A 21,289-nucleotide genomic window follows, 5' to 3' on the forward strand; every position below is an offset into this window, starting at 1 on the left:
TGTGGTTTACTTAAAGCCAACCTGGCTCAGCTGAAGTTCCGAGTTGGTCCGGATTGTCGGAGTAAACTCCAGACGCGGGTTGACGCGGCTGAACCCCACCATGTGGAACAACATGACATCAGCAACCAGATCCTGCTGGATGTACTTGAACGTCTCGCTCCACTTTGCTTCGCGATCCGCGCCGGTAAGGGCGGTGGCATCCGCGATCAGACCTTCCAGTGTTTCGTCGCAAGTTGCCGACTGAAGCCCGTCACAAGCATACTTGAAGTACATCGAAAACACCGGATCACCGTTGGCGTTGTCGTGCTGTGCATTGACGATTTCCGGGCCACGGCCCTCGGCAAAAGGCTGGGAATAGTGGTCCAGCCATTCCGCGACCTCGACCATCCGCAGTTCCATGTTGAACCCGGCTTCCTGCCACATGGACAGGCTCGCCTCCATTGTCTCCAGCACGTTGCCATAGTTACCGATACGGCCGATCAGGGTGATCTTGGTGTCCACCGGAACGCCGTCAGCGGCGGCTTCGGCCAGCAGGGCTTTGGCCTTTTCCAGATCATAGGGGTAAGGCTCTAGATCCGTGTTATACCCGATGGTCGACGGTGGTGTGAGACCGGTGGCCAACAGGGTGCCGTTCGCAAGGATGGTACCGACAAAGGCTTCGCGGTCGATGGCATAGTTCAATGCCTGACGCACTCGAACGTCATCCAACGGCGCGGTGTGCGTATCCGGCCGCATGTAGACGGTCTCCGAGTTTGGATAGGAATAATCCATCGCCGGATCGGTGGCATCCTGAAGCGCGATGTTCGCCGCGATGTCCGCCTCGCCTGCGGCGACCATGGCCGCCCGGACCGCGCTGTCTGACCGGAACAGATAGGTCGCGCCGGTGACAGCCGGGGTTTCGCCCCAGTAGCTATCGTTTGCCGACAACTTGATATATTCGCCGCGCGCGTATTCTTCCCAGACAAAGGGGCCGGTGCCGATAGGCGTTTCGACAAAGGAATCCATTGCCGTTTCCGACGGGACAACCGTCACGGTGGACATCAACAGCGGCAAAATCGGCTGTGCCGGATCCGCGGTGATGTCGATGGTAGTGTCATCGATGACCTCCGTCGTCAGATCGATCCCGCCAAAGAACTTGGCGCCGATCTCACAGCTAATCGCGTCGCCCTGAAAGCGGGCGATGGAGTGGGCCAGATCGCCGGCATCCAGTGCTGTGCCGTCCGAAAAGGTGACTCCCTCACGCAGTTTGAACCGCCATGTGCCGTCGCCCTTGTCCTCCCAGCTGACCGCAAGGCGCGGCTGAAGCCCAGAGCCGGGCACCAGCTCCGTCACGGTCTCCGAGATGTTTTGCAAGAGCACCCGACCAAGGTTGGAGCGTGACGATTCACATGGATCGACAATGTCCAGTTCCTCGGACAGGACGATGGTCACCGAGGTATCTTGCGCCAGCGCGGTCCCGGCAATGGTTGTGGCGAGTAGAGCCGCAGAAATGCGGCCAACAATATGGGTCATGGTTTTCCTCCCTATTCCCTTGTTCCGGTAGACGGGTTCCTCCCCCCGTCGTCCCGGTTCACCGGTTTCCGATCCAAAGATCGTTCCGATGTTCCGTTGAGTATACGATGCAAATTCAAAGCCAACGTTCCAACCTTGGATTGATACGATCCAAATCTTGTATCAGACTAACAGTCCGCACTTTTTCTTCGGAGGCCGCAACATGGGCACATCCTCGTATGAACTGTTTCAGTTGCGCTGCTTCGTTGCAGTGGCCGAAGAACTGAATTTCAGGCGCGCGGCTGGGCGGCTGAACATGACCCAGCCGCCGCTGTCGCGGCAGATCAAACTGCTGGAACACGCTGTCGGAGAGGTGCTCTTGTTCCGCACAAGCCGCGAAGTTCGACTGACGTCCGCCGGGGCAAGTTTTCTGGTCAGCGCCAACAGCCTTTTGCAGCAGGCCGAACTGGCGGTGCTGGTGGCGCGACAAGCCGCGCGCGGCGAGGCCGGCGACGTGGCGCTTGGGTTTGTTCCCTCGGCGGGCATCAACTTTGTCCCCCGCATCGCATGTGCTGTCATGGAGCACCTGCCCGATGTGAACTTTAAGCCCATCGAGATGATGAGCTATGAAATCATCCAGTCGCTTCGGTCCGGCCAATTGGACATGGGATTGACCCGCACCTCGCGGCGGCATGCAGAAATCGAAAGCCTGCAAGTGGTCAGCGAACCCTTTGTCCTGGCCGTTCCGTCCGATCATCCGCTGGCCCGATCCCCGGCGCCAGAGATTGCCGACCTCGATGGATTGCGCTTTGTCGGATATTCCGCCGACCGTGGCGGGTACTTGTGCGAACAACACAAGGTGCTGTTCATCGGCCTGGGCATCACGCCGAGAATTGTGATGGAAGTCAGCCAGACCATGACCATCCTGTCCTGCGTGAACAGCGGCATCGGTGTATCGCTTGTGCCACGCTCGTCGCTGGCCGTGCAAATGAGCAACCTCACTTTCCGTGAGATTGAAACACCGGACCGCCTGCGATCCACGCTGTACCTGACCATCGGCCCCCGCAGGCGGGACACGCCGCTGTCTAACCGGATGCGAGACATCATCGCCGACGTGCTGCGGGACGCACGGTAGCAGCGGTTTCATGGCTTTCATGGCTGCATCCTTGCTGCTGCCCGCGCGCTGCGGGCCATCAAGACAATTGCAGCAAAGATGACCGCCGCCCCGATCCATGTCGTGATCGGCGCGACCTGAGCGAAAAAGAAATAGCCCATCGCCGCGACCAGAGGCAGGCGCACGAAATCCACCGGCACGATCAGCGAAGCTTCGGCGAAATAGAACGCCCGTGTGATGCACCCCATGGCCCCCGCACCGACCACACCCTGTAGCGCGAGAATCAGCCACTCGGTCAGCGTTGGCGTGGTCCAGACCATTGCGGCGGGCAGTGCCGCAATCGGCACCATGGCAATCAGGTTCCATGCCACAAGTGTTTCAGTCGAATCGCGCCCCGACATAGGCTTGAGGATCAATTGGATCAGCGCCGTCAGCAGTGCCCCCAACAGCGCAAACGCCAGACCGCTGGAAATCCCCGCCTGACGTCCGGGGCTGAGCACGATCAGTACCCCGATGAACCCAAGGAGAACTGCAATGATCCGGAGCCTGCGGGGACGTTCCCCCAGAAAGATCCAGGCCCCGATGGTGACAAAGATCGGCGAGGTAAAGGCAATCGCGGTCACATCGGCCAGCGGCGCGGTCGTGAAGGCAACGAAAAACGCCAGCAACGAAGCCAGTTTGAGTCCGGCGCGCAATGCATGGCGAAAACGGAAACTTGAGCGCAAAATATCGGGCCGCGCAATGATCCAAGGCAGCACAATCAGCAAACCGAACAACGCGCGGGTAAAGCCCATGACAAACGGGTGCACAGACCCCGCCAAGGCGCGCACCAGAACAGAATCGATTGCCCCAAACGCTGCGGCCCCAACCATCAGACTGACCCCGAAAACCGCTGACCGATCCAAGTCCCGCCCCACCTTGCCAACACCGCTCCGCCCCGAGACAGTCCCCTTGCGAGGACGCTATCATTCGAAACCTGACAGGAGCGTCTCAACACGCTCCATATTTGTCAACATCTTTGATCGGTCGAGACCAAACATGAGTGAGATTTATTTTTATCCATATCCTGTCAGATATTTACGTCTTCATTTTGATATTCAGAATCAATTTCCAACTTGACAACTTATACTCACAGACACGATCCTGTGCCAAAACCACCTGCCTTGATCACCCGCCCCTTTTTCAGCAAAAAGCCACTCGTAATGCCCAACCCTGAAGACATCGCAAACCGTATGGACGGTCGCCCAACAGTCGTTGGAATAGGCCGGGTCGAGGCTTCTCTTCCGTCTCCTTGCGATCAGAACCACGCCGCCTTTCTGTCTTTGGGCGCGGACGGGCTGTCATGCCTGTGGTTCGGCGGCTCGCTTGAGGGCAAGGCTGACATCTCGATTTGGCGCGCAACAATGTCCGGCGACGGCTGGTCGCAGGCCGAGCGCCTCACCGACGACCCAGAGCGGTCTGAACAGAACCCGATCCAGTTTGACGCGCCGGACGGGCGGCGATTGATCCTGCACACCGCGCAGCCCGGAGGCAATCAGGACGCCTGCGTCGTGCGGATACGCGAGGACGGACTTGCCCCACGCGACCTGCCCTTGCCGCGCGGCACCTTTGTCCGCGCGCCCATCCTTGTCCGCGACGATGGTGCCTGGCTCATGGGCCTTTTCAACTGCGTGACACGCCCCGGACAACGCTGGACCGGCAGCCACGACACCGCCGCCCTGGCGATCAGTCAGGACAATGCAGAAACTTGGCGGGTGGTTCAGGTGCCGGGGTCCATGGGATGCGTTCACATGACTCCTGTCGCGCTTGGCCCGGACCACTACGCGGCGTTTTTCCGACGCCGCCAGTCAGACGCAGTCTACCGCACTGAAAGCACCGATGGCGGCGAAAGCTGGAGCGTGCCGCAGCCAACGGATGTGCCCAACAACAACTCTTCCATCTCGGTGATTCGCTTGCGCGACGGACGTCTTGCCATGGCCTGCAACCCGGTCAACGCGACGATGTTTCCCGACGCGCGACGCGCCTCTTTGTATGACGAACTTGGAGATGGCGATGACCGACCAAACGCGAATGGCGGCTGCAACCCGATCTGGGGTGTGCCGCGCGCGCCCATGGTTCTGGCCCTTTCAGACGACGACGGGCGCAGCTTTCCGCGCCGCGTACTGGTCGAGGAGGGACCGGGGGATTGCCTGTCGAACAATTCGGTGGACGGTCAGAACCACGAAATGTCCTACCCTTCACTCCTAGAAGACGCGCAGGGCACGCTGCATCTGGCCTATACCTATCACCGCCGCGCGATAAAATATGTGCGGCTGACCCGCGACTGGCTGGAGGCGCAATGATCGGCATCACCATGGGCGACCCTGCAGGGGTCGGCCCGGAAATCATCCTGAGGGCCGTGGCCGCGATGTCACCGCAAGACCGCGCCAAAACCCGCATTTTTGGCTGCCAGCGCACCCTTCAGACGGCAGAGGATGCGGTCCAGAGCGGTTTGGTCCCGGGCCGTGACGTGTCGGTCACGGACGTTCCGGTCGACGGCGCGCCGCTGCCTTGGGGGCAAGAGGACGCGCGCGCCGGCGATGCGGCGTTCCGCTTTATGCGGGCTGCGGTGGATGCGGCGCTTGATGGGCAAATCGGCTGCATCGTGACCGCGCCACTGAACAAAGCCGCGCTGAACGCAGCGGGCCATCATTATGACGGCCACACTGGCATGTTGGCACATCTGACCGGCACGCCCAAGGCATGGATGATCCTCGCCTCAGAGCGACTCAAAGTCATTCACAACTCGACCCATGTCAGCCTGCGCGATGCCATCGACCGCGCCACGCCGGACTCGATCCTACAAACCATCCGCACCGGCAATGATCATCTCAAACGGCTGGGCTATGACGCGCCGCGTATCGCCGTCGCGGGGATCAACCCGCATTGCGGCGAAGGCGGGTTGTTCGGGACAGAGGACGACACCCAGATCGCGCCCGCCGTGCACGCGGCACAGGCCGAAGGTATTGATGCCCACGGACCGATCCCCGCCGACACGGTGTTTCACCGCGCCTACAACGGGGCCTTTGATCTGGTGGTCGCGCAGTATCATGATCAGGGGCACATCCCGGTCAAGCTGGTGGCCTTTGACACGGCGGTGAACGTCTCACTGGGCCTGCCGATCGACCGAACCTCTGTCGATCATGGCACCGCCTTTGACATCGCGGGCAAGGGCATTGCCAGCCACGAGAATTTGGAAAAGGCCATCGCCTATGCGCGCAAACTGGCCACCGGGAGGGGACATTGACCCATGCAATCCAAGGCGTCCATTGTGCCGCCGCCACACCAGTCACCACCGACGGCGCGCCAAACCTGACGCTGTTTGCCGCCCATTGCCGCGCCCTGCTGGATGAGGGCTGTCATGGCATCGCGATGCTAGGGACAACCGGAGAGGCCAACAGCTTTGGCATCCGCGACCGCATGGCGCTGCTGGAGGCGGCCGTTGACCATGGCACCCCCGCCGATGCGCTGCTGCCCGGCACCTCAACCCCCGCCATCAGCGATACTGTTGAGCTGACGCGCCACGCGGTTCAGGCCGGGGCCAAGGGGGTCGTGCTGTTGCCGCCCTACTATTTCAAGGGCGTCAGCGACGAAGGTCTGTTCCGTTTTTACGCGCGGGTGATCGAGGGCGTCGGCGACGACCGCCTGAAGGTGGTGCTGTACCACATCCCCCAAGTGACGCAGATCCCGATCTCACATGATCTGATTGACCGGCTGATGTCGGCCTTTCCCGGCATTGTCTGCGCCATCAAGGACAGCGCGGGCGACATCGACAACATGAAAACGCTCTGTGCGCGCTTTCCCGATCTTGCGGTTCTGGCTGGGGCCGATCCGTTGATGTTGCCCCTGTTGCAGGCCGGCGGCGCGGGTTGCATCACCGCCACATCCAACCTGCGGGCCGATGCGCTGCGCGTGATCTGGGAGGGCTGGAACGATCCGGCCCGCACGGAACAGATTGAGGCCGCGCAGGCCCGGATCGACGATTGGCGCGGGCTGACAAATGCCTATGTGCAACTGCCCACCGTCAAAACGATGCTGGCACGGTCGCGCGATGATCTGGGCTGGCTGAACATGATGCCGCCGCTGGTCGATCTGACCGAGGCCGAACAGCAATCGGTCTGGGCGCAAATGGCGCGCCTTGGAGCGTGAAGGAGAACGGCATGGACATCTCACGCGCAATCACCCTGCACCTGCCGAAACGGTTCGAGGTCGGCACCGGAACCGCCGCGCGCCTGGGCGACTGGGTGCCCGAAGGGGCGCGCGTTCTGGTCATCGCGTTGCCGGTCACAGCGGCGATGGTCGGCAAACTGGGACTGAAAGGATCTGTCACTGTGTTTGACGCGGTTCAGCCGGAACCCAAGGACACCTGCCTGGATGCCGCGCTTGCCGCCGCGCGGGCATGCAGACCCGATGTCATCGTCGGTCTGGGCGGCGGGTCTGTCATGGACGTGGCCAAGCTGGTGGCCGCGCTGTGGAACAGCGATCAGACACTGGCCGACGTGGCTGGGCCAAACAAAGTGGCCCAAAAGGGCGCGTTGCTGGCGCAGGTGGCAACAACTGCGGGCACCGGATCCGAAGGCGGCATTCGCGCCCTGATCACCTCATCTGAGACCGGAATGAAGGTGGCGGTGGAAAGCCCGCATCTGGCGGCCGATATTGCCATCCTTGACCCCGAGCTGACGATGAGCGTCCCGCCTGCCATCACTGCCGCCACCGGCGTGGACGCACTGGCACATTGCGTCGAGGCGTTCACCAACATCAATTCGCATCCGCTGATCGACGACTATGCCCGCATGGGCATCCGTCTGGCGGGCCGCTTTCTGCAACGCGCTGTAGAAGACGGTAGCGATGCCGAGGCCCGCGCCGGTATGCTGCTGTCCAGCTTTTACGGCGGGCTGTGCCTTGGCCCCGTCAACACCGCTGCCGGCCATGCGTTGGCCTATCCACTCGGCACGCGCGCGGGCATCCCGCATGGGCTGAGCGTGGCGCTGCTTTTCCCGAATGTCCTTGGGTTCAACGCTCCGGCGCGTCCCGAAAAGACCGCCGAGGTACTGACCGCGCTTGGCCTGCAAGCCTCTGAAGATCCCGAAACCGTGGTGCAAGGCACCCGCGCCTATTGCACTGCACTGGGGATCAAGATGTCGATGCAGGACCACGGCGCGGCAGAGGCGGAGTTGCCCGGCTGGGCAGCAGAGGCGCACGCGATCCGACGCTTGATGGACAACAACCCGCGTGACATGTCTGTCGGTGAGGTCGAGGCGATCTATCGCGCGGCATTCTGAAAGGGCACACTATGCGGATCATCATCTTTGGCGTTGGCGCGGTCGGCGGCGTGATTGCGGCCTCACTGGCCCTGACGGGCCAAGACGTGCTTGGCATCGCACGCGGCGCGCGGGTGCAGGCCATCCGCGACAAGGGTCTGACCCTGCGCAACCACGATGGCAGCGTAACCACTCCCCTGCCCTGCGTCGAAAGCGCGGCTGAGATCACGCCGCGCCCCGACGACGTGATCCTGCTGACAACCAAGACACAGGACACGCCCCGCGCGCTGGACGATCTGCGGGCTGCGGGCTTTGCCGATCAGGCCATCTTTTGTGTGCAGAACGGGGTGGAAAACGAGCGGCTGGCCTTGCGTGTTTTCCCCAATGTCCACGGTGTGAACGTGATGATGCCCGCCGAATACTTGGCCGCGGATGAGGCGGTCTGTTTTGGGCGCACCAATTTCGGTGTCTTCGACATCGGGCGCTATCCGCAGGGTGCCGATCAGACCGACACCGCGCTGTCCGAGGCGCTGACAGCGGCCCGCATCAAGTGTTTTGTCGATGAGGATGTGATGCAATGCAAACACGGCAAGCTGCTGGTGAACCTTGGCAATATTGTCGAGGCCGCGCTTGGCCGGGGCGTTGCCGCGAAAGAGATCAAGACCGCTCTGATGGAAGAGGCACAAACGATCTATCGCGCGGCTGGCATCAAATGGCGTGACATGGGTGCGGGCGATCCGCGCCGGGGCACCTTACTGGTGGTCGAACCGATCGACGGCCTCGACCGCATCGGCAGTTCGACCTCGCAAAGCCTTGCCCGGGGGGCCGGTTCAATTGAGACGGATTTCCTGAACGGTGAAATCGCCCTGATCGCCAGACTGGCGGGAACGGACGCGCCGATCAATGCCCGCGCCGCCCGTCTGGCGAACCGGCTTGCCCGCGAGAAACGCCCGGCAGGCTCACTGACACCACAAGACATGGCGGCGGAACTGGGCTTCTGACACACCGACCGCGCGCCCGGCCCGGCGGACAGGGCCATCCCTAGCCGCCGGTTTGCCGCCGACCGTCGAACAAACGGGCGCGCGACCCTTTCAGGTGTCGGCGCATCAGGTCACGGGCCGTGTCCGATTGCCCGTCGCGGATTGCGTCGAAAATGGCGCAATGTTCAGCGTAGACCGCACTCAACCCGTCAACTGACGCCTTCAGCGAAACGCCGTGAAACTGCATCCCCACTGCGATGTGATCCTTGAGCGCCTGCATCGCCGTTGCAAAATACTGGTTCCCGCTGGCCTCCGAGATGGCCAGATGAAAGGCAAAATCGGCGTCTTCGCGATGGCGCGACTGCGCAGTGGCGTCGCGCATCAGATCCAGAGCATCGGCTATCGCGGCAAGCCCTGATCGGGTGCGCCGCAAGGCGGCCTGAGCGGCTGCCTCTGGCTCCAGCGTGACGCGAAACTCATAGCAGCGCTCAAGATCGGATATGCTTTCGAGGTGGCCAAATCCCAACGGCTCACGCAGACCGGCCTGCCGTATGAAACTGCCCGCGCCGCGGCGAGAATAGATCAGGCCCTGTTCGCGCAGCCTTCGCAATGCCTCGCGGATGGTCGGACGGGACACCTGAAACTCTGCGGCAAGGTCATGTTCGGTCGGCAGCCGCTCATCCGCGCCATAGGCGCCGGATTTGATCGAGCGCATCAGCTTTTGAAACACATCATCTGCAAGACTCTTGCGATGAACCCCAGCGGCAGACCCCGGAGCGGCCTGTGGCGTGCGATCCGTCATGATCCCCTGCCCTCCTGCAATCGTGTCATGTTCAGCAACCGGACAAAGGTATCCTCGGCACCAAAACCACCGGATTTGCTGATAATGCAGCGACGCCCGACCCGACAGCAAGGCAAACCCGGCAGCCCCTCTCCTTCGATGGTCAAAACCTTGATCCCCAGTGCATCAAGGACCGCCTCTGCGGTTGCGCCGCCAGACACCAGAAGGGTCCCCCTGTCGGGTACAAACCGCGCCACACCCTTGGCAAACCGCCGGGCGACCTCATCCGGTGCGGTTTCCGCGCCCGGGACGATACGCAACAACGTGGCTGCTGCATCCCTGCCGATACCCTCGGGGACCGTGCCGGACGGCGCGTCGATCACCTGCAAACCGGGGTGATGGTGCCGCAAGGCGTCCATCTGCGCCAAGGTGATCGGATCTGCTGACCCCACCGCAAAACACAGTGGCCCCGGCAAGGACGTGATGTCGGGTGCCGCCCCGGGCATAGAGACGCGCAGCGCATGGGCCAACCCGCGCGCGCCGACCAAGATCTCATCCGGGGTCAGTGCGGCAACGGCGGTCAGCATGTCCTCGGCGCTTTGTACATCGGGGATACGGGCGCGGGTCGCGTGATCGCCCAACACAGAGGAAACCCTGATCGGATGCGCGACGCCAAAACCGGTCAGGCATCCATCGACCACGACGCGCCCGAATTCGGGGATCGCCGGGGCGACCAGCATAGGCGCGGCCGCAAACGCGGTCAGTTCGGCGGCGATGTTGCCCTTCAGGCGCGAGTCGATTTTCTTGAACAGGCGGGCACCGACCGGCATCTGCCGCAGGACGGAACGCACACGCGCCAACGCCTCATCCGCAGAAATATCACGCGAGCGGGTCGAGACAGCGACAACATCAGGGTGCTCACGCAGCGCAGCGCCCAAAGCAGACGGGTGGCTGGCGACAACAACCTTGCCCGCCCCGGCAAACGGCACGGCACTGTCCAGTGCACCGCTCAGGTCGTCGGCAATGAGGGCAAGATGAGGCATCGGGGACGCGACTTGTCAAAGTTGTCCTATGGTCTGCCCTTTTTCCTTTAGTGTCAAAGGGAGACTGGAGGAAACTTGTAAAGCAACGCAAGCCCCATATGCATCAGTTCATATAGGTCCCTCCATTTGCGTTCAGGGTCTCCCCCCGTGACGAACGACGACAAATCCGACGCCAGAAACAAAACGGTGCCGGCAACGTCATCGGCCTGTCCCAACCGGCCCAAAGGGACGGCGGCCGCGACCCTATCGCGATACTCGGCGCTCCATTGGCGGGACATGTCGGTTTCGACCGGGCCGGGGCAAACACCGTTCACCCGAATGCCATGCGGTGCCATTTCCTGTGCAAGATGCATGGTCAGGTAATTCACCGCGGCCCTGGAGGCGCCATAGGCCGGGGCTGCGTTATTGTGCGGCGTCTTGGCGGTGGTCGAACTGACGTTCACGATGACCCCACCTTTTCGGTCCATCATGCCCGGCAGGGCCGCCCGACAAAAATGAAGCGTTCCATTCAGATTCACGTCAAGAACGCGGTGCCAATCCTCCAACGGCATTTCCAGCGTCGAAGAGCGCGCGTTGATCCCGGCGTTGTTGACCAGAATCGCCACCGGCCCCAATTTGCGCTCTGCCAGCGCGACCGCCTCCTGCGCGGTTGCCGGGTCGGTCACATCGCCAGCAAAGACCTGCGCCTGCCCACCACCTTGCGTGATGACCTGCCGCACCGCATTCAGCCGGTCCAGATCGGTTCCGTGCAACAGGACGGAGGCGCCCGCCTGCGACAACCGCAAGGCACAGGCCCGCCCGATGCCCCTGCTTGCGCCGGTAACAATGGCCGTCTGCCCGGCCAGTAAACCCTCCAGTTTCATTCCTCGGATCCGGTTTCGGTCCAGGTCAAGACCGGCCAGGTTTTGCCATCCGTGAAAAAATCCGGGTGCGCTGCCCGCAACGCATCGACCCGGTTGATCGTACCCGAAAGGTGCCGCCGAACCGCCTCTGCCGCGGCGGTCTGATCGCCGGACGCGATTGCGTTCAGGATGGCCTCGTGGTCGGCGACGATCATGGCCATCTTGCCCTGTGACGGTAGGTCAAGTTTCTGGCAACGCAACAGGTGACCAAGACGCCGTGCCAGCATTTTCTGGATGGTGCCGACACCCACCGCATCGAACAACGTCTGGTGAAACGACCGGTCCAGGTCCTGAAACAACTCGGGCTGATCCGTGTCGCTCATCAGTGCCTTTTGCATCTGGAGGATCGCGCGGGCGCGCGCAACGACATCTTCGCGCGGTGACGCAGCCAGCCTCCAGACCACCTCGACCTCGACCGCAACGCGCAGGAAATGCGTTTCGTTCAGTTGTTGAACGTCGATACGGCTGACCACGGTCCGCGATTGAGGGAACACCTGCACCAACCCGTCCTGATCCAGCATTTGCAGGGCCTCGCGGATCGGCGTTTGACTGACCGCATATTGTTTTTCCAGCGTCGCGCGCGACAGCACAGAGCCGGGGGCCCGCTCAAAAGAGATGATCTCCCGCCGGAGCTCGTCATAGACCCTGATTGCCGCACCATCACCGCGCGCGCCACCCGGCACCTTACCCGCGTCGCGCCCCGTATCGCTTGCCATTTCCAGTCTCCTGACCGTGATCGCATGGTGTCCGGGAAAAACACAACCTGACGTGAGAACCAATTGGACAGAGTGCAGATACTAATATATCAGTTAGACCTGTCAAGCGTGACACAGGCCAAGAATCCGGCACGCGACAGTGAAAACGGAGGAGGGAAATCCATGAAAATCAATACTTTTACCAGATATTCCATGATTGCCGCAGTGGCCGCAGCAATGGGATTCACCGGGGTGTCGGCAGAGGCGGCAGATCGCGTTCTGAAAATTCAGACATCGTCCAACGCCAGCCATGCGTCGCTGGCCTATCTGAACGATGTCTGGGTCCCCAAGCTTGAAGTGATGACCGGCGGAAGCCTGACTGTGGAACTGCTGCCGATCGACGCGGTTGTGCCGCGCCGTGAAACCGCCGAGGCGATTTCAGTTGGCATTCTTGACGGTGACCTGACCTCGATCAACTACTTTGCGGGCATCGACCCGGCCTTTGCGCTGATGGGCGACCTGATTGCCGGCTATGACAGCGCCGATCAGATTCAGGCGTTCTGCGCACAGGGCGGCGGCAAGGAAATGCTGCAAAAACTGTACGACGCACATTTCGAAGGCGTCCATGTGATCGGCTGTGGCGCCTATGCCCGTGAGGCGTTTGTATCCAAAGTGCCGGTGCGCACCGTTGAGGACCTCAAGGGCCTCAAGATCCGCTCTCCCGAGGGTCTGGCTGCTGACGTGTTTAAGCGCGCAGGCGCTGCCCCCGTATCCATGTCCGGATCGGAAACATACGGCGCGCTGGACAAGGGCGTGATCGATGCGGCGGACAACTCGGCCTATGCCAACAACGACGCCAACGGCATGCACAAGATCGCCAAGTTCCCGATCTTTCCCGGCATCCATTCGACCCCGATCCTGCAATTCACTGTCTCCGAAGCGGTCTGGGAAGAGCTGACAGCGGCAGAGCAGGTCGCGCTCGAAACCTGGTATCTGGCCGCCTACAACGGTCTGCGTCAGCATTTCGACCGTCTCGACCGCCAGTTGGTGGCCCGCGACAAGGCTGCAGGCGAGATCGAAGTGATCGATTGGCCGCAGGGCGAACGTGACAAGCTGCGCGCCATCGCTCAGCAAGCCTGGGAAGCCTTTGCCAGCCAGTCCGATCTGGCGAAAGAAACTTATGAGGCACACATTGCCTTCATGAAGGACGCGGGCCTGCTGTAACGCTGCCCAGCCCTCCACGCTGACTTGCCCGCCATACATCGCGCGGGCAAGTCAACGCCATCGCCGCCCATTGGACATCGCAGAACCACAGTGACCGTGCACCCAAAAGGCGCGCGGCCGGACAGGGACATTACCGCATGACTCGCAATCTGGACGACGCTCTGAAAGACACGGAGATCGGCATCGCGGACCAGGACCCGCTCCACGAAGAGACCGATCTTGATCGTAGCCAGTACACGATTGTGGATCATGTCAGCCATGTTTCTGGCATCGCGATATCCACATTTTATCTGATCGCAGCCACCGCGACATTGTGGGAGGTGTTTTCCCGCTATGTCCTGCACACGCCGACGCTTTGGGCGTTTGAGACCGTCATGGTAACCGTCGCCGCGGCCTGGATGCTGTCGGCCGGCTATGTGACGATGAAAAAGCGCCATATCGGCATCACCGTCATCCACAATCTTGCCAATCCCGTGCAACGCTGGTGGCTGGACCTTTTTGCCATGGTTGTGGGTGTTCTGGCCTTGTACATGTTGCTGAGTGATGCGTCCGTGCGCGCCTATATCAGCGTCGGCCGGCTGGAGAAATCCGGCTCTGCCTTCAACTCTCCCCTGCCGATGATGATGAAAAGCCTAATGGTGATCGGCGGGTTCATGTATCTGGCGCAGTTGACGGTCAATTTGCACCGGCATGTCCAGTCCAAGGCCGCGCGCCTGATCGTCAAGGCCGTCGGCCTTTACTTTGTCATCTACTTTGTATCGGCCTTTCTGGCACACGCACTGGACGTGCAAATTGCAGTCATGTTCTCTGACTTCATCTCGGAGATCGGCAAATCGATGGACCCATCCAAGGCGCTACAACTGCGCAGCATGGATCTGGGTACGATCTCTGTCATCATGGTTGTCCTGCTGATTGCACTGATGATGACAGGCATGCCGCTGGGTATGGTCACGTTGCTGGTGTCCGTCATCATGGCGGTCGGCTTCTTCGGGCCGCGGGGGTTGTTCCTTGTCAGCTCGAACGCTGTGGGCTTGCTGGAACACTACAGCCTAGTTGCGGTGCCATTCTTTGTTCTGATGGCCTCTATCCTCGAGCGCGCGGGGATCGCCGAGGATCTTTTTGATGCCATGTCGATCTTTGCCGGCAACCTGCGCGGCGGGGTCGCCGTGCAAACCACGGTGGTGGCGGTGATCCTGGCCGCCATGTCCGGCGTCATGGGCGGAGAGATCGTCATGCTGGGTCTTGTCGCCCTGCCCCAGATGTTCCGGCTGGGTTATGACCGCAAGCTGTCCATCGGTCTGATCTGTGCCTCTGGCGCGCTGGCCACACTGATTCCGCCATCCATCATCATGATTGTCTACGGGCTGTCTGCAGAGGTCGGCATCGGCGAATTGTTCATGGCAGGCGCGCTGCCAGGCATCATGCTGGCGGTGTTCTATGCGGGCTATGTGCTGATCCGCGTCAACCTGAACCATTCGCTGGCCCCTACCGCCGCTGAGGTCGCGCAGATCACAGGGTCGGAAAAAAAGCTGTCCAAGGACCGGATGATCGCCGTTGGCCTGTGTATCCTGTTGATTGGCGCGGTGATGGGCTCAATCTACGGCGGCGTCGCCTCGGTGACAGAGGCCGCAGCGGTTGGTTGTGTCGGCGCGCTTATCGTGGCGGCAGTGCGTAACAAGTTCAACTGGGACGTTCTGTCGGCCGCCATGCTGGGAACCATGACCACCGTTGGTACGATCATCTGGCTTGTTCTGGGCGCGGTCAGCTTTGTCGGTATCTTCAACCTTGTCGGCGGCGGCGAATTCATGCGTTCACTGTTCCTCGACATGGGTCTGTCGGCCATGGGCACCGTGATCGTGATGATGCTGATCCTGATGGTTCTGGGCACCTTCATGGAATGGATCGCCATCGTGCTGATCACCGTTCCGGTCTTTGCGCCGGTGGTGATGACGCTGGCCCCGGAATTGGGCCTGACAGAGGATCAGGCCAAGATCTGGTTCGGCATCCTGTTTGTCATGAATATCCAGATCTACTTTCTGTCGCCGCCCTTTGGTCCGGCCTGCTTCTGGTTGAAATCCGTCGCACCCAAGGATGTCACCTTGCAGGAAATCTTTGTGGCGGTGCTGCCCTTCATCGGGCTTCAAATCGTGGGACTCTTTCTGGTGATGTACTTCCCGCAGATTGCCCTGTTCCTGCCTGAACTGTTGAATTGAGGAGGCAAAAGCCATGATCGGACGCGACAGCCACGACGATATCAACGGCTACGGCGCTTGGCCCTGGATACTGGGTCTATTGCTAGCCGGCTTGATCATCTTCCTGATGTTCATGTTTTCGCAGCCTATATCTTGAGGGGATTGAGATGTGTGTTAAGAGACCTGAAGATCTTCGTTCCGCGCGTTGGTTTGCGCCGGATGATTTGCGCAGCATGGGTCATCGGAGCCGTGCGATGCAGATGGGGTGGTCTGCGGATGACTGGGAGGGCAAGCCGGTTGTCGCGGTGATCAACACCTGGTCGGATCTGTCGCCGTGCCACCATCACCTGCGCGACCGGGCCGAGTGGGTCAAGCGCGGCATCCTGAAGGCGGGGGGCACGCCGGTCGAGATGCCGGTGCATTCGTTTTCCGAACAGTTCCTGAAGCCGACCTCGATGCTGTATCGCAACATGGGCGCGCTGGAGGTCGAAGAGACGCTGCGCAGCCATCCCATCGACGGGGCGGTGCTGCTGGGGGGCTGCGACAAATCCACTCCGGCGCTGGTCATGGGTGCGGTCAGCATGAACCTTCCGTTCATCTTCATGCCGGCAGGGGCCATGCTGCGCGGCAATTACGCGGGGGAAAAGCTGGGCTCGGGGACCGACGTCTGGAAGTACTGGGATGAGCGCCGCGCGGGCAATATCACCAAGGACCAGTGGGACGGCGTGCAGGGCGGCATCGCGCGCAGCTATGGCACCTGCATGACCATGGGCACCGCCAGCACGATGATGTCGATTGCCGACGGCTGGGGGCTGACGCTGCCCGGCGCCTCATCGATCCCGGCGCCGGATGCGGGGCACAAACGCATGGCTGCCGCCTGTGGCGCGCGCGCGGTCGAGATGGTCTGGGAGGACATGACGCCGGACAAGATCATGACCTGGGAAAGCACGCGCAACGCGGTCACCGTGGCCATGGCGACGGGCTGTTCGACCAATGCGATCATCCACCTGATCGCGATGGCGCGGCGCGCAGGCGTCGACCTGACGCTGGATCACCTCGACGAGATCGGCCACACCACGCCGGTGCTGGCCAATATCCGACCCTCGGGCAAGGACTACCTGATGGAGGATTTCTATTACGCGGGCGGCCTGCCGGCACTGATGAAAGAGCTGGGCGACAAGCTGGACCTGTCGGTGATGACGGTGAACGGCCAGACCATGGGCGACAACATCGCAGAGGCGGTGAACTACAACGACGATGTGATCCGGCCGCTGTCCAACCCGGTGTACCAGCAGGGGTCGCTGGCGGTGCTCAAGGGCAATCTGGCCCCCGATGGCGCGGTGATCAAACCCGCCGCCATGGACCCCAGGTTCCAGACCCACAAAGGCCCGGCGATTGTCGCCGACAGCTATGCCGAGCTGAAGACGATCATCAACGACGAAGATTATCCGATGACACCGGACCACGTTCTGGTGCTGCGCAATGCCGGGCCGCTGGGCGGGCCGGGGATGCCGGAATGGGGCATGATCCCGATGCCCAAGGCGCTGCTCAAGGACGGCCACCGCGACATGGTGCGGCTGTCGGATGCGCGCATGTCGGGCACATCCTACGGTGCCTGCGTCCTGCATGTGGCCCCCGAGGCCTATATCGGCGGCCCACTGGCGCTGATCCAGACCGGCGACATCATCGAGATGGACATCCCCAACCGGACGCTCAACGTCGTGCTGACGGACGCAGAACTGGAGGCGCGCCGCGCCGCCTGGACAGCGCCCGCCCCACGGTTTGAGCGCGGCTATGGCCAGATGTTCAGCAAACATGTGGAACAGGCGGACAAGGGCTGCGACTTTGACTTTCTGCGCAGCGATTTTGGCGGCCCCGTGCCGGAACCGGAGATCAATTGATGGCTGTGACGAACACCGCCCCTGACCTGATCCGGAACCTGATCCGGGGCCTGCACCTTTCCCGCCGGGAGGTCCCGGGACAGGCCCGGGACGCGGGGCTTCTGACATGAGCGCTCTCGCCAAGGCGCTGACCGGCGTGTCCGGCATCCTTGTCACGCCGTTTGACACGGCGGGCGAGATCGCGCCGGACCTGCAAAAGCCACTGGTCGACCGCGCCATTGCCGCAGGCGTGCATGTGCTGACCGCCAATGGCAACACCGGCGAGTTCTACGGGCTGACGCTGGACGAGGCCTGCGCCATGGTTGCGGCCAGCGGCACGCATATCGCGGGCCGCGTGCCGCTGGTGGCGGGCGTCGGACGCGGGGTGCGCGACGCGCAGACCCTGGCCGAGGCGTCGCGCGCGGCGGGGGCAACTGCGCTGATGATCCACCAGCCGCCCGACCCCTTTGTCGCGCCGCGCGGCGTCATCGCCTATGTGCAGGCGGTGCGCGAGGCCGGACAGGGGTTGCCGCTGATCCTCTACCTGCGCAACGATGCCATCGGGACTGATGCCATCGCCGCGCTGTGCCGCGTCGAGGGCGTGGTGGGGGTCAAATGGGCCACGCCCAACCCCATGCGGCTGAAGGCCGCCATGGCCGCCGCCCCCGATCACATCACCTGGACCGGCGGTCTGGCCGAGGTCTGGGCGCCGACGCTCTACGCCGTTGGTGCGCGCGGCTTTACCAGCGGGCTGATCAATGTCTGGCCAGAACGGTCGGTGGCGATCAACACCGCACTGGAGGCGGGAGACTACGCCCGCGCCCGCGCGCTGATCGCCGACATGCAGGTGTTTGAGGATATCCGCGCCGAGGAACAGGGCGGGGCCAATGTGCCCGGCGTCAAGGCGGCGCTGGCGCTGATGGGCGAGGACTGCGGCGTGGCGCGCCCGCCCGCCGCCTGGCCGCTGACCGACGACCAGATGATGCGCCTGCGCGGCTTCATGGCCGGCAACGGACTGCTGGCATGAGCCGCCCGCTGCGACACAGGCGGGACCAGGCGGCGGTCGAGCCGTCTGAACCGCGTTTCGAACCGCGTTCGAAGAGTTTTTGCCAAAGCCTGTCGAACGCAGATGTCACCCGAAGGAACCAGAGATGACCGATCACCCCCTGACCCCCGACACCAAGGCCAAGCTGGAACAGGTCTCTGTCGCCACGCTGGCCACCGCGCTGTACAAGCGCGGGCTACGCCATCAGGCGATCCAGGACGTGCGCCCGGTGGCCGCCAAGGGCCGCAACATGGTCGGCCCCGCCTTTACCCTGCGCTACATGCCCGCCCGCGAGGACCGCAACCAACTGGTCGAGTTCCGCAACCCCGAACACCCCCAGCGCGTCGCCATCGAGACCTGCCCGCCGGGCCATGTGCTGGTCATGGACAGCCGCAAATCGGCCACCGCCGCCAGCGCGGGCGACATCCTGATCACCCGCCTGATGATGCGCGGCGGCGCTGGTGTGGTCACCGATGGCGGCTTTCGCGACGCGATGAACATCGGCGAACTGGAGATGCCGGCCTATCACAGCCGCCCCTCCAGCCCGACCAATCTGACCACCAACGAGGCCATCGACATCAATGTCCCCATCGGCTGCGGCGACGCGCCGGTGTTTCCGGGTGACATCGTGGTGGGCGACGACGACAGCGTCATCATCCTGCCCGCGCATCTAGCCGCAGAGATCGCCGACGAGGCGATCGAGATGACCGCCTATGAGGATTTTGCCCTGGAGCAGGTCAAGAACGGTGCGGCGATCATCGGACTGTATCCCGCCACGCAGGAGGAGAACCTGGAAAAGTTCGCCGCCTGGCGCAAGGCAAACGGCCGCTGATGTCCTGACGGGCCCCGCGCCGGTGCTGCGCAGGGGGCCCGTCACGCGGCGCGGCACCGGTCTGTGGTGATGATCTTTGGCGCCATGCCGTTGGGGGCGTCATGCGGTTTTGGAGGCCGGATGCGTTTTGTCTCCGACCGCCCAAATGCGCCCGCCGCCCAGCCCGCCGCCCGCCGGATCACGACAGACCGGATCACGTCAGACCTGACCAGACCACAAACAGCCCGACCACACCGGGCCAGACGACAAAGGGCCAGACCACAACGGCCCGCCGACACAAGGATCGACCATGCCCGACACCTACACCCCTCACGGCAAGCACCTGATCGCAGGCGAGTGGGTCGCCAGCGCGGCGACCTTTGCCTCTGACCCGGCGCGCGGCCCGTCCCATGCCTATGCCATCGGCACCCCCGAGCTGGTCGACCGCGCCTGCGTCGCGGCGGAGGCCGCGTTTGAGGTCTATGGCCAGACCGCGCGCGCCGACCGCGCCGCGTTCCTGCACGCCATCGCCGATGAGATCGAGGCCCGCGGCGCGCAAATCACCCAGATCGGCACCCAGGAAACCGGCCTGCCAGAGGCCCGTCTGAACGGCGAGCGCGGCCGCACCACAGGCCAGCTCCGCCTCTTCGCCGAGCATATCCTCAAGGGCGACTACCTGGACCGCCGCCACGACAAGGCCCTGCCGGACCGCGCCCCGCTGCCGCGCCCCGACCTCAAGATGGTGCAGCGCCCGATCGGCCCGGTCGCCGTCTTTGGCGCGTCGAACTTTCCGCTCGCCTTTTCCACCGCCGGCGGCGACACCGCCAGCGCGCTGGCCGCCGGATGCCCGGTGGTGGTCAAGGGCCATTCCGCCCATCCCGGCACCGGCGAGATCGTCGCCGAGGCCATTCACGCCGCCATCGCCACCTGCGGCATCCATCCCGGCACCTTCAGCCTGATCCAGGGCGGCAAACGCGATGTCGGCACCGCCCTTGTCCAGCACCCGCTGATCCGCGCCGTCGGCTTTACCGGCAGCCTCGGCGGCGGGCGGGCGTTGTTCGACCTTTGCGCCAGCCGCCCCGAACCGATCCCCTTCTTCGGCGAGCTGGGCAGCGTCAACCCGATGTTCATCCTGCCGCAGGCGACAGCGGCGCGCGGGGCGCAGATTGGCACGGACTGGGCGGCCTCCCTGACCATGGGTGCCGGACAGTTCTGCACCAACCCCGGCATCGCCGTGGTGGAAACCGGCCCACAGGGCGACGCCCTGGTCGCCGCTGCGGCCGAGGCGTTGAAGGGCGTTCAGACCCAATGCATGCTCACCGACGGTATCGCCGAGGCGTATAGAAACGGTAAACAGCGCTTTGACAGCCGCAATCCGGTGCGCCCGGTGCTGACCACCGACAGCGAGGGCCGCAACGCCGCCCCCAACCTCTATGAGACCGACGCCGCGCAGTACCTGCAGGATCACAGCCTTGGCGAAGAGGTCTTCGGCCCCCTGGGCCTGGTGGTGCGCGTCTCCGGCGCCGACGAGATGGAAACCCTCGCCCGCGGTTTTGAGGGGCAACTGACCTGCACGCTGCACATGGATACCGGCGACACCGACCTTGCCCGCCGCCTGATGCCGGTGCTGGAACGCAAAGCCGGCCGCCTGCTGGTCAACGGCTTTCCCACCGGCGTCGAGGTCAGCGACACAATGGTCCACGGCGGACCCTACCCCGCCTCCACCAACTTCGGCGCAACATCCGTCGGAACCATGGCCATCCGCAGGTTCCTAAGACCCGTCTGCTACCAAAACCTCCCAGACGACCTGCTCCCCGTTGATCTCAGGTGA

The 21,289-nt window shown here is 62.8% G+C and carries 19 protein-coding genes; 13 read left to right on the forward strand and 6 right to left on the reverse strand.

From position 1 onward, the window contains the following. Positions 1-6: 6 nt before the first annotated feature. Positions 7-1,512, reverse strand: coding sequence for an ABC transporter substrate-binding protein (locus ANTHELSMS3_RS22015; protein ID WP_094036748.1), 1,506 nt, complete (start codon positions 1,510-1,512; stop codon positions 7-9). Positions 1,513-1,714: 202 nt separating this feature from the next. On the opposite strand from ANTHELSMS3_RS22015, the gene ANTHELSMS3_RS22020 reads away from it, so the two are divergent. Next, entirely contained in the window at positions 1,715-2,626 is a 912-nt protein-coding gene (locus ANTHELSMS3_RS22020) for a LysR substrate-binding domain-containing protein (protein ID WP_094036749.1), read from the forward strand. Positions 2,627-2,643: 17 nt separating this feature from the next. On the opposite strand, the gene ANTHELSMS3_RS22025 is transcribed toward ANTHELSMS3_RS22020, so the two are convergent. After that, the gene (locus ANTHELSMS3_RS22025) at positions 2,644-3,477 is read right to left on the reverse strand and encodes a DMT family transporter (protein ID WP_094036750.1); all 834 of its coding nucleotides are present in this window, start codon (positions 3,475-3,477) and stop codon (positions 2,644-2,646) included. Between the two features lie 330 nt (positions 3,478-3,807). Here ANTHELSMS3_RS22025 and ANTHELSMS3_RS22030 point away from each other — a divergent pair, with 330 nt between their 5' ends. From ANTHELSMS3_RS22030 to ANTHELSMS3_RS22050, 5 genes are read left to right on the forward strand one after another with little or no spacing between them, the layout of a single operon-like run. Then, a complete protein-coding gene (locus tag ANTHELSMS3_RS22030; protein WP_094036751.1) occupies positions 3,808-4,947 on the forward strand; it encodes a sialidase family protein in 1,140 nt (379 codons plus the stop codon). Then, positions 4,944-5,891, forward strand: a complete 948-nt coding sequence (gene pdxA, locus ANTHELSMS3_RS22035; RefSeq protein WP_094036752.1) for a 4-hydroxythreonine-4-phosphate dehydrogenase PdxA — start codon at positions 4,944-4,946, stop codon at positions 5,889-5,891. Before ANTHELSMS3_RS22030 ends, pdxA begins: the two co-directional genes overlap by 4 nt. After that, positions 5,888-6,793, forward strand: a complete 906-nt coding sequence (locus ANTHELSMS3_RS22040; RefSeq protein ID WP_094036753.1) for a dihydrodipicolinate synthase family protein — start codon at positions 5,888-5,890, stop codon at positions 6,791-6,793. The genes pdxA and ANTHELSMS3_RS22040 overlap by 4 nt, the downstream gene beginning before the upstream one ends. An 11-nt stretch (positions 6,794-6,804) precedes the next feature. After that, positions 6,805-7,926 (forward strand): iron-containing alcohol dehydrogenase, encoded by a 1,122-nt coding sequence (locus tag ANTHELSMS3_RS22045; RefSeq protein WP_094036754.1) that lies wholly within the window; start codon positions 6,805-6,807, stop codon positions 7,924-7,926. Positions 7,927-7,937: 11 nt separating this feature from the next. Continuing rightward, positions 7,938-8,906, forward strand: coding sequence for a ketopantoate reductase family protein (locus tag ANTHELSMS3_RS22050; RefSeq protein WP_094036755.1), 969 nt, complete (start codon positions 7,938-7,940; stop codon positions 8,904-8,906). A 40-nt stretch (positions 8,907-8,946) separates the two neighbouring features. Here the strand turns inward: ANTHELSMS3_RS22050 and ANTHELSMS3_RS22055 are convergent, their stop codons facing one another. From ANTHELSMS3_RS22055 to ANTHELSMS3_RS22070, 4 genes are read right to left on the reverse strand one after another with little or no spacing between them, the layout of a single operon-like run. Continuing rightward, on the reverse strand, positions 8,947-9,687 hold the full coding sequence (locus ANTHELSMS3_RS22055; RefSeq protein ID WP_094036756.1) for a FadR/GntR family transcriptional regulator: 741 nt from the start codon (positions 9,685-9,687) through the stop codon (positions 8,947-8,949). Next, a complete protein-coding gene (locus tag ANTHELSMS3_RS22060) occupies positions 9,684-10,709 on the reverse strand; it encodes a four-carbon acid sugar kinase family protein (protein ID WP_094036757.1) in 1,026 nt (341 codons plus the stop codon). Before ANTHELSMS3_RS22060 ends, ANTHELSMS3_RS22055 begins: the two co-directional genes overlap by 4 nt. Positions 10,710-10,762: 53 nt before the next feature. Continuing rightward, on the reverse strand, positions 10,763-11,572 hold the full coding sequence (locus tag ANTHELSMS3_RS22065) for an SDR family NAD(P)-dependent oxidoreductase (RefSeq protein ID WP_198319856.1): 810 nt from the start codon (positions 11,570-11,572) through the stop codon (positions 10,763-10,765). Then, on the reverse strand, positions 11,569-12,327 hold the full coding sequence (locus ANTHELSMS3_RS22070) for a GntR family transcriptional regulator (protein WP_094036758.1): 759 nt from the start codon (positions 12,325-12,327) through the stop codon (positions 11,569-11,571). Before ANTHELSMS3_RS22070 ends, ANTHELSMS3_RS22065 begins: the two co-directional genes overlap by 4 nt. A gap of 162 nt (positions 12,328-12,489) precedes the next feature. On the opposite strand from ANTHELSMS3_RS22070, the gene ANTHELSMS3_RS22075 reads away from it, so the two are divergent. The 7 genes from ANTHELSMS3_RS22075 to ANTHELSMS3_RS22105 all read left to right on the forward strand — a co-directional run bounded on the left by ANTHELSMS3_RS22075 (position 12,490) and on the right by ANTHELSMS3_RS22105 (position 21,289). Next, positions 12,490-13,530 carry a TRAP transporter substrate-binding protein gene (locus tag ANTHELSMS3_RS22075; protein ID WP_094036759.1) on the forward strand — a complete coding sequence of 347 codons (1,041 nt, stop codon included), beginning with the start codon at positions 12,490-12,492 and terminating at the stop codon, positions 13,528-13,530. 137 nt (positions 13,531-13,667) lie between these two features. After that, positions 13,668-15,743, forward strand: coding sequence for a TRAP transporter large permease subunit (locus tag ANTHELSMS3_RS22080; protein WP_094036760.1), 2,076 nt, complete (start codon positions 13,668-13,670; stop codon positions 15,741-15,743). Between the two features lie 13 nt (positions 15,744-15,756). After that, positions 15,757-15,879 (forward strand): dihydroxy-acid dehydratase, encoded by a 123-nt coding sequence (locus tag ANTHELSMS3_RS22085; RefSeq protein ID WP_094036761.1) that lies wholly within the window; start codon positions 15,757-15,759, stop codon positions 15,877-15,879. A 10-nt stretch (positions 15,880-15,889) separates the two neighbouring features. Continuing rightward, complete coding sequence (gene araD / locus ANTHELSMS3_RS22090; protein WP_094036762.1) at positions 15,890-17,623, forward strand: L-arabinonate dehydratase; 1,734 nt, start codon at positions 15,890-15,892, stop codon at positions 17,621-17,623. 106 nt (positions 17,624-17,729) lie between these two features. Continuing rightward, positions 17,730-18,629, forward strand: coding sequence for a dihydrodipicolinate synthase family protein (locus tag ANTHELSMS3_RS22095; RefSeq protein ID WP_094035096.1), 900 nt, complete (start codon positions 17,730-17,732; stop codon positions 18,627-18,629). Positions 18,630-18,753: 124 nt separating this feature from the next. Then, complete coding sequence (locus ANTHELSMS3_RS22100; RefSeq protein ID WP_198319857.1) at positions 18,754-19,479, forward strand: ribonuclease activity regulator RraA; 726 nt, start codon at positions 18,754-18,756, stop codon at positions 19,477-19,479. Positions 19,480-19,768: 289 nt separating this feature from the next. Continuing rightward, complete coding sequence (locus ANTHELSMS3_RS22105; RefSeq protein ID WP_094036763.1) at positions 19,769-21,289, forward strand: aldehyde dehydrogenase (NADP(+)); 1,521 nt, start codon at positions 19,769-19,771, stop codon at positions 21,287-21,289.

Origin of the sequence: Antarctobacter heliothermus, assembly GCF_002237555.1 — a bacterium.
GTDB classification, from domain to species: domain Bacteria; phylum Pseudomonadota; class Alphaproteobacteria; order Rhodobacterales; family Rhodobacteraceae; genus Antarctobacter; species Antarctobacter heliothermus_B.

Coding starts and splice junctions, on each gene's coding strand:
- ANTHELSMS3_RS22015 (WP_094036748.1), bottom strand. CDS start 1,512: ATGACCCATATTGTTGGCCGCATTTCTGCGGCTCTACTCGCCACAACC.
- ANTHELSMS3_RS22020 (WP_094036749.1), top strand. CDS start 1,715: ATGGGCACATCCTCGTATGAACTGTTTCAGTTGCGCTGCTTCGTTGCA.
- ANTHELSMS3_RS22025 (WP_094036750.1), bottom strand. CDS start 3,477: ATGGTTGGGGCCGCAGCGTTTGGGGCAATCGATTCTGTTCTGGTGCGC.
- ANTHELSMS3_RS22030 (WP_094036751.1), top strand. CDS start 3,808: ATGCCCAACCCTGAAGACATCGCAAACCGTATGGACGGTCGCCCAACA.
- pdxA (WP_094036752.1), top strand. CDS start 4,944: ATGATCGGCATCACCATGGGCGACCCTGCAGGGGTCGGCCCGGAAATC.
- ANTHELSMS3_RS22045 (WP_094036754.1), top strand. CDS start 6,805: ATGGACATCTCACGCGCAATCACCCTGCACCTGCCGAAACGGTTCGAG.
- ANTHELSMS3_RS22050 (WP_094036755.1), top strand. CDS start 7,938: ATGCGGATCATCATCTTTGGCGTTGGCGCGGTCGGCGGCGTGATTGCG.
- ANTHELSMS3_RS22055 (WP_094036756.1), bottom strand. CDS start 9,687: ATGACGGATCGCACGCCACAGGCCGCTCCGGGGTCTGCCGCTGGGGTT.
- ANTHELSMS3_RS22060 (WP_094036757.1), bottom strand. CDS start 10,709: ATGCCTCATCTTGCCCTCATTGCCGACGACCTGAGCGGTGCACTGGAC.
- ANTHELSMS3_RS22065 (WP_198319856.1), bottom strand. CDS start 11,572: ATGAAACTGGAGGGTTTACTGGCCGGGCAGACGGCCATTGTTACCGGC.
- ANTHELSMS3_RS22070 (WP_094036758.1), bottom strand. CDS start 12,327: ATGGCAAGCGATACGGGGCGCGACGCGGGTAAGGTGCCGGGTGGCGCG.
- ANTHELSMS3_RS22075 (WP_094036759.1), top strand. CDS start 12,490: ATGAAAATCAATACTTTTACCAGATATTCCATGATTGCCGCAGTGGCC.
- ANTHELSMS3_RS22080 (WP_094036760.1), top strand. CDS start 13,668: ATGACTCGCAATCTGGACGACGCTCTGAAAGACACGGAGATCGGCATC.
- ANTHELSMS3_RS22085 (WP_094036761.1), top strand. CDS start 15,757: ATGATCGGACGCGACAGCCACGACGATATCAACGGCTACGGCGCTTGG.
- araD (WP_094036762.1), top strand. CDS start 15,890: ATGTGTGTTAAGAGACCTGAAGATCTTCGTTCCGCGCGTTGGTTTGCG.
- ANTHELSMS3_RS22095 (WP_094035096.1), top strand. CDS start 17,730: ATGAGCGCTCTCGCCAAGGCGCTGACCGGCGTGTCCGGCATCCTTGTC.
- ANTHELSMS3_RS22100 (WP_198319857.1), top strand. CDS start 18,754: ATGACCGATCACCCCCTGACCCCCGACACCAAGGCCAAGCTGGAACAG.
- ANTHELSMS3_RS22105 (WP_094036763.1), top strand. CDS start 19,769: ATGCCCGACACCTACACCCCTCACGGCAAGCACCTGATCGCAGGCGAG.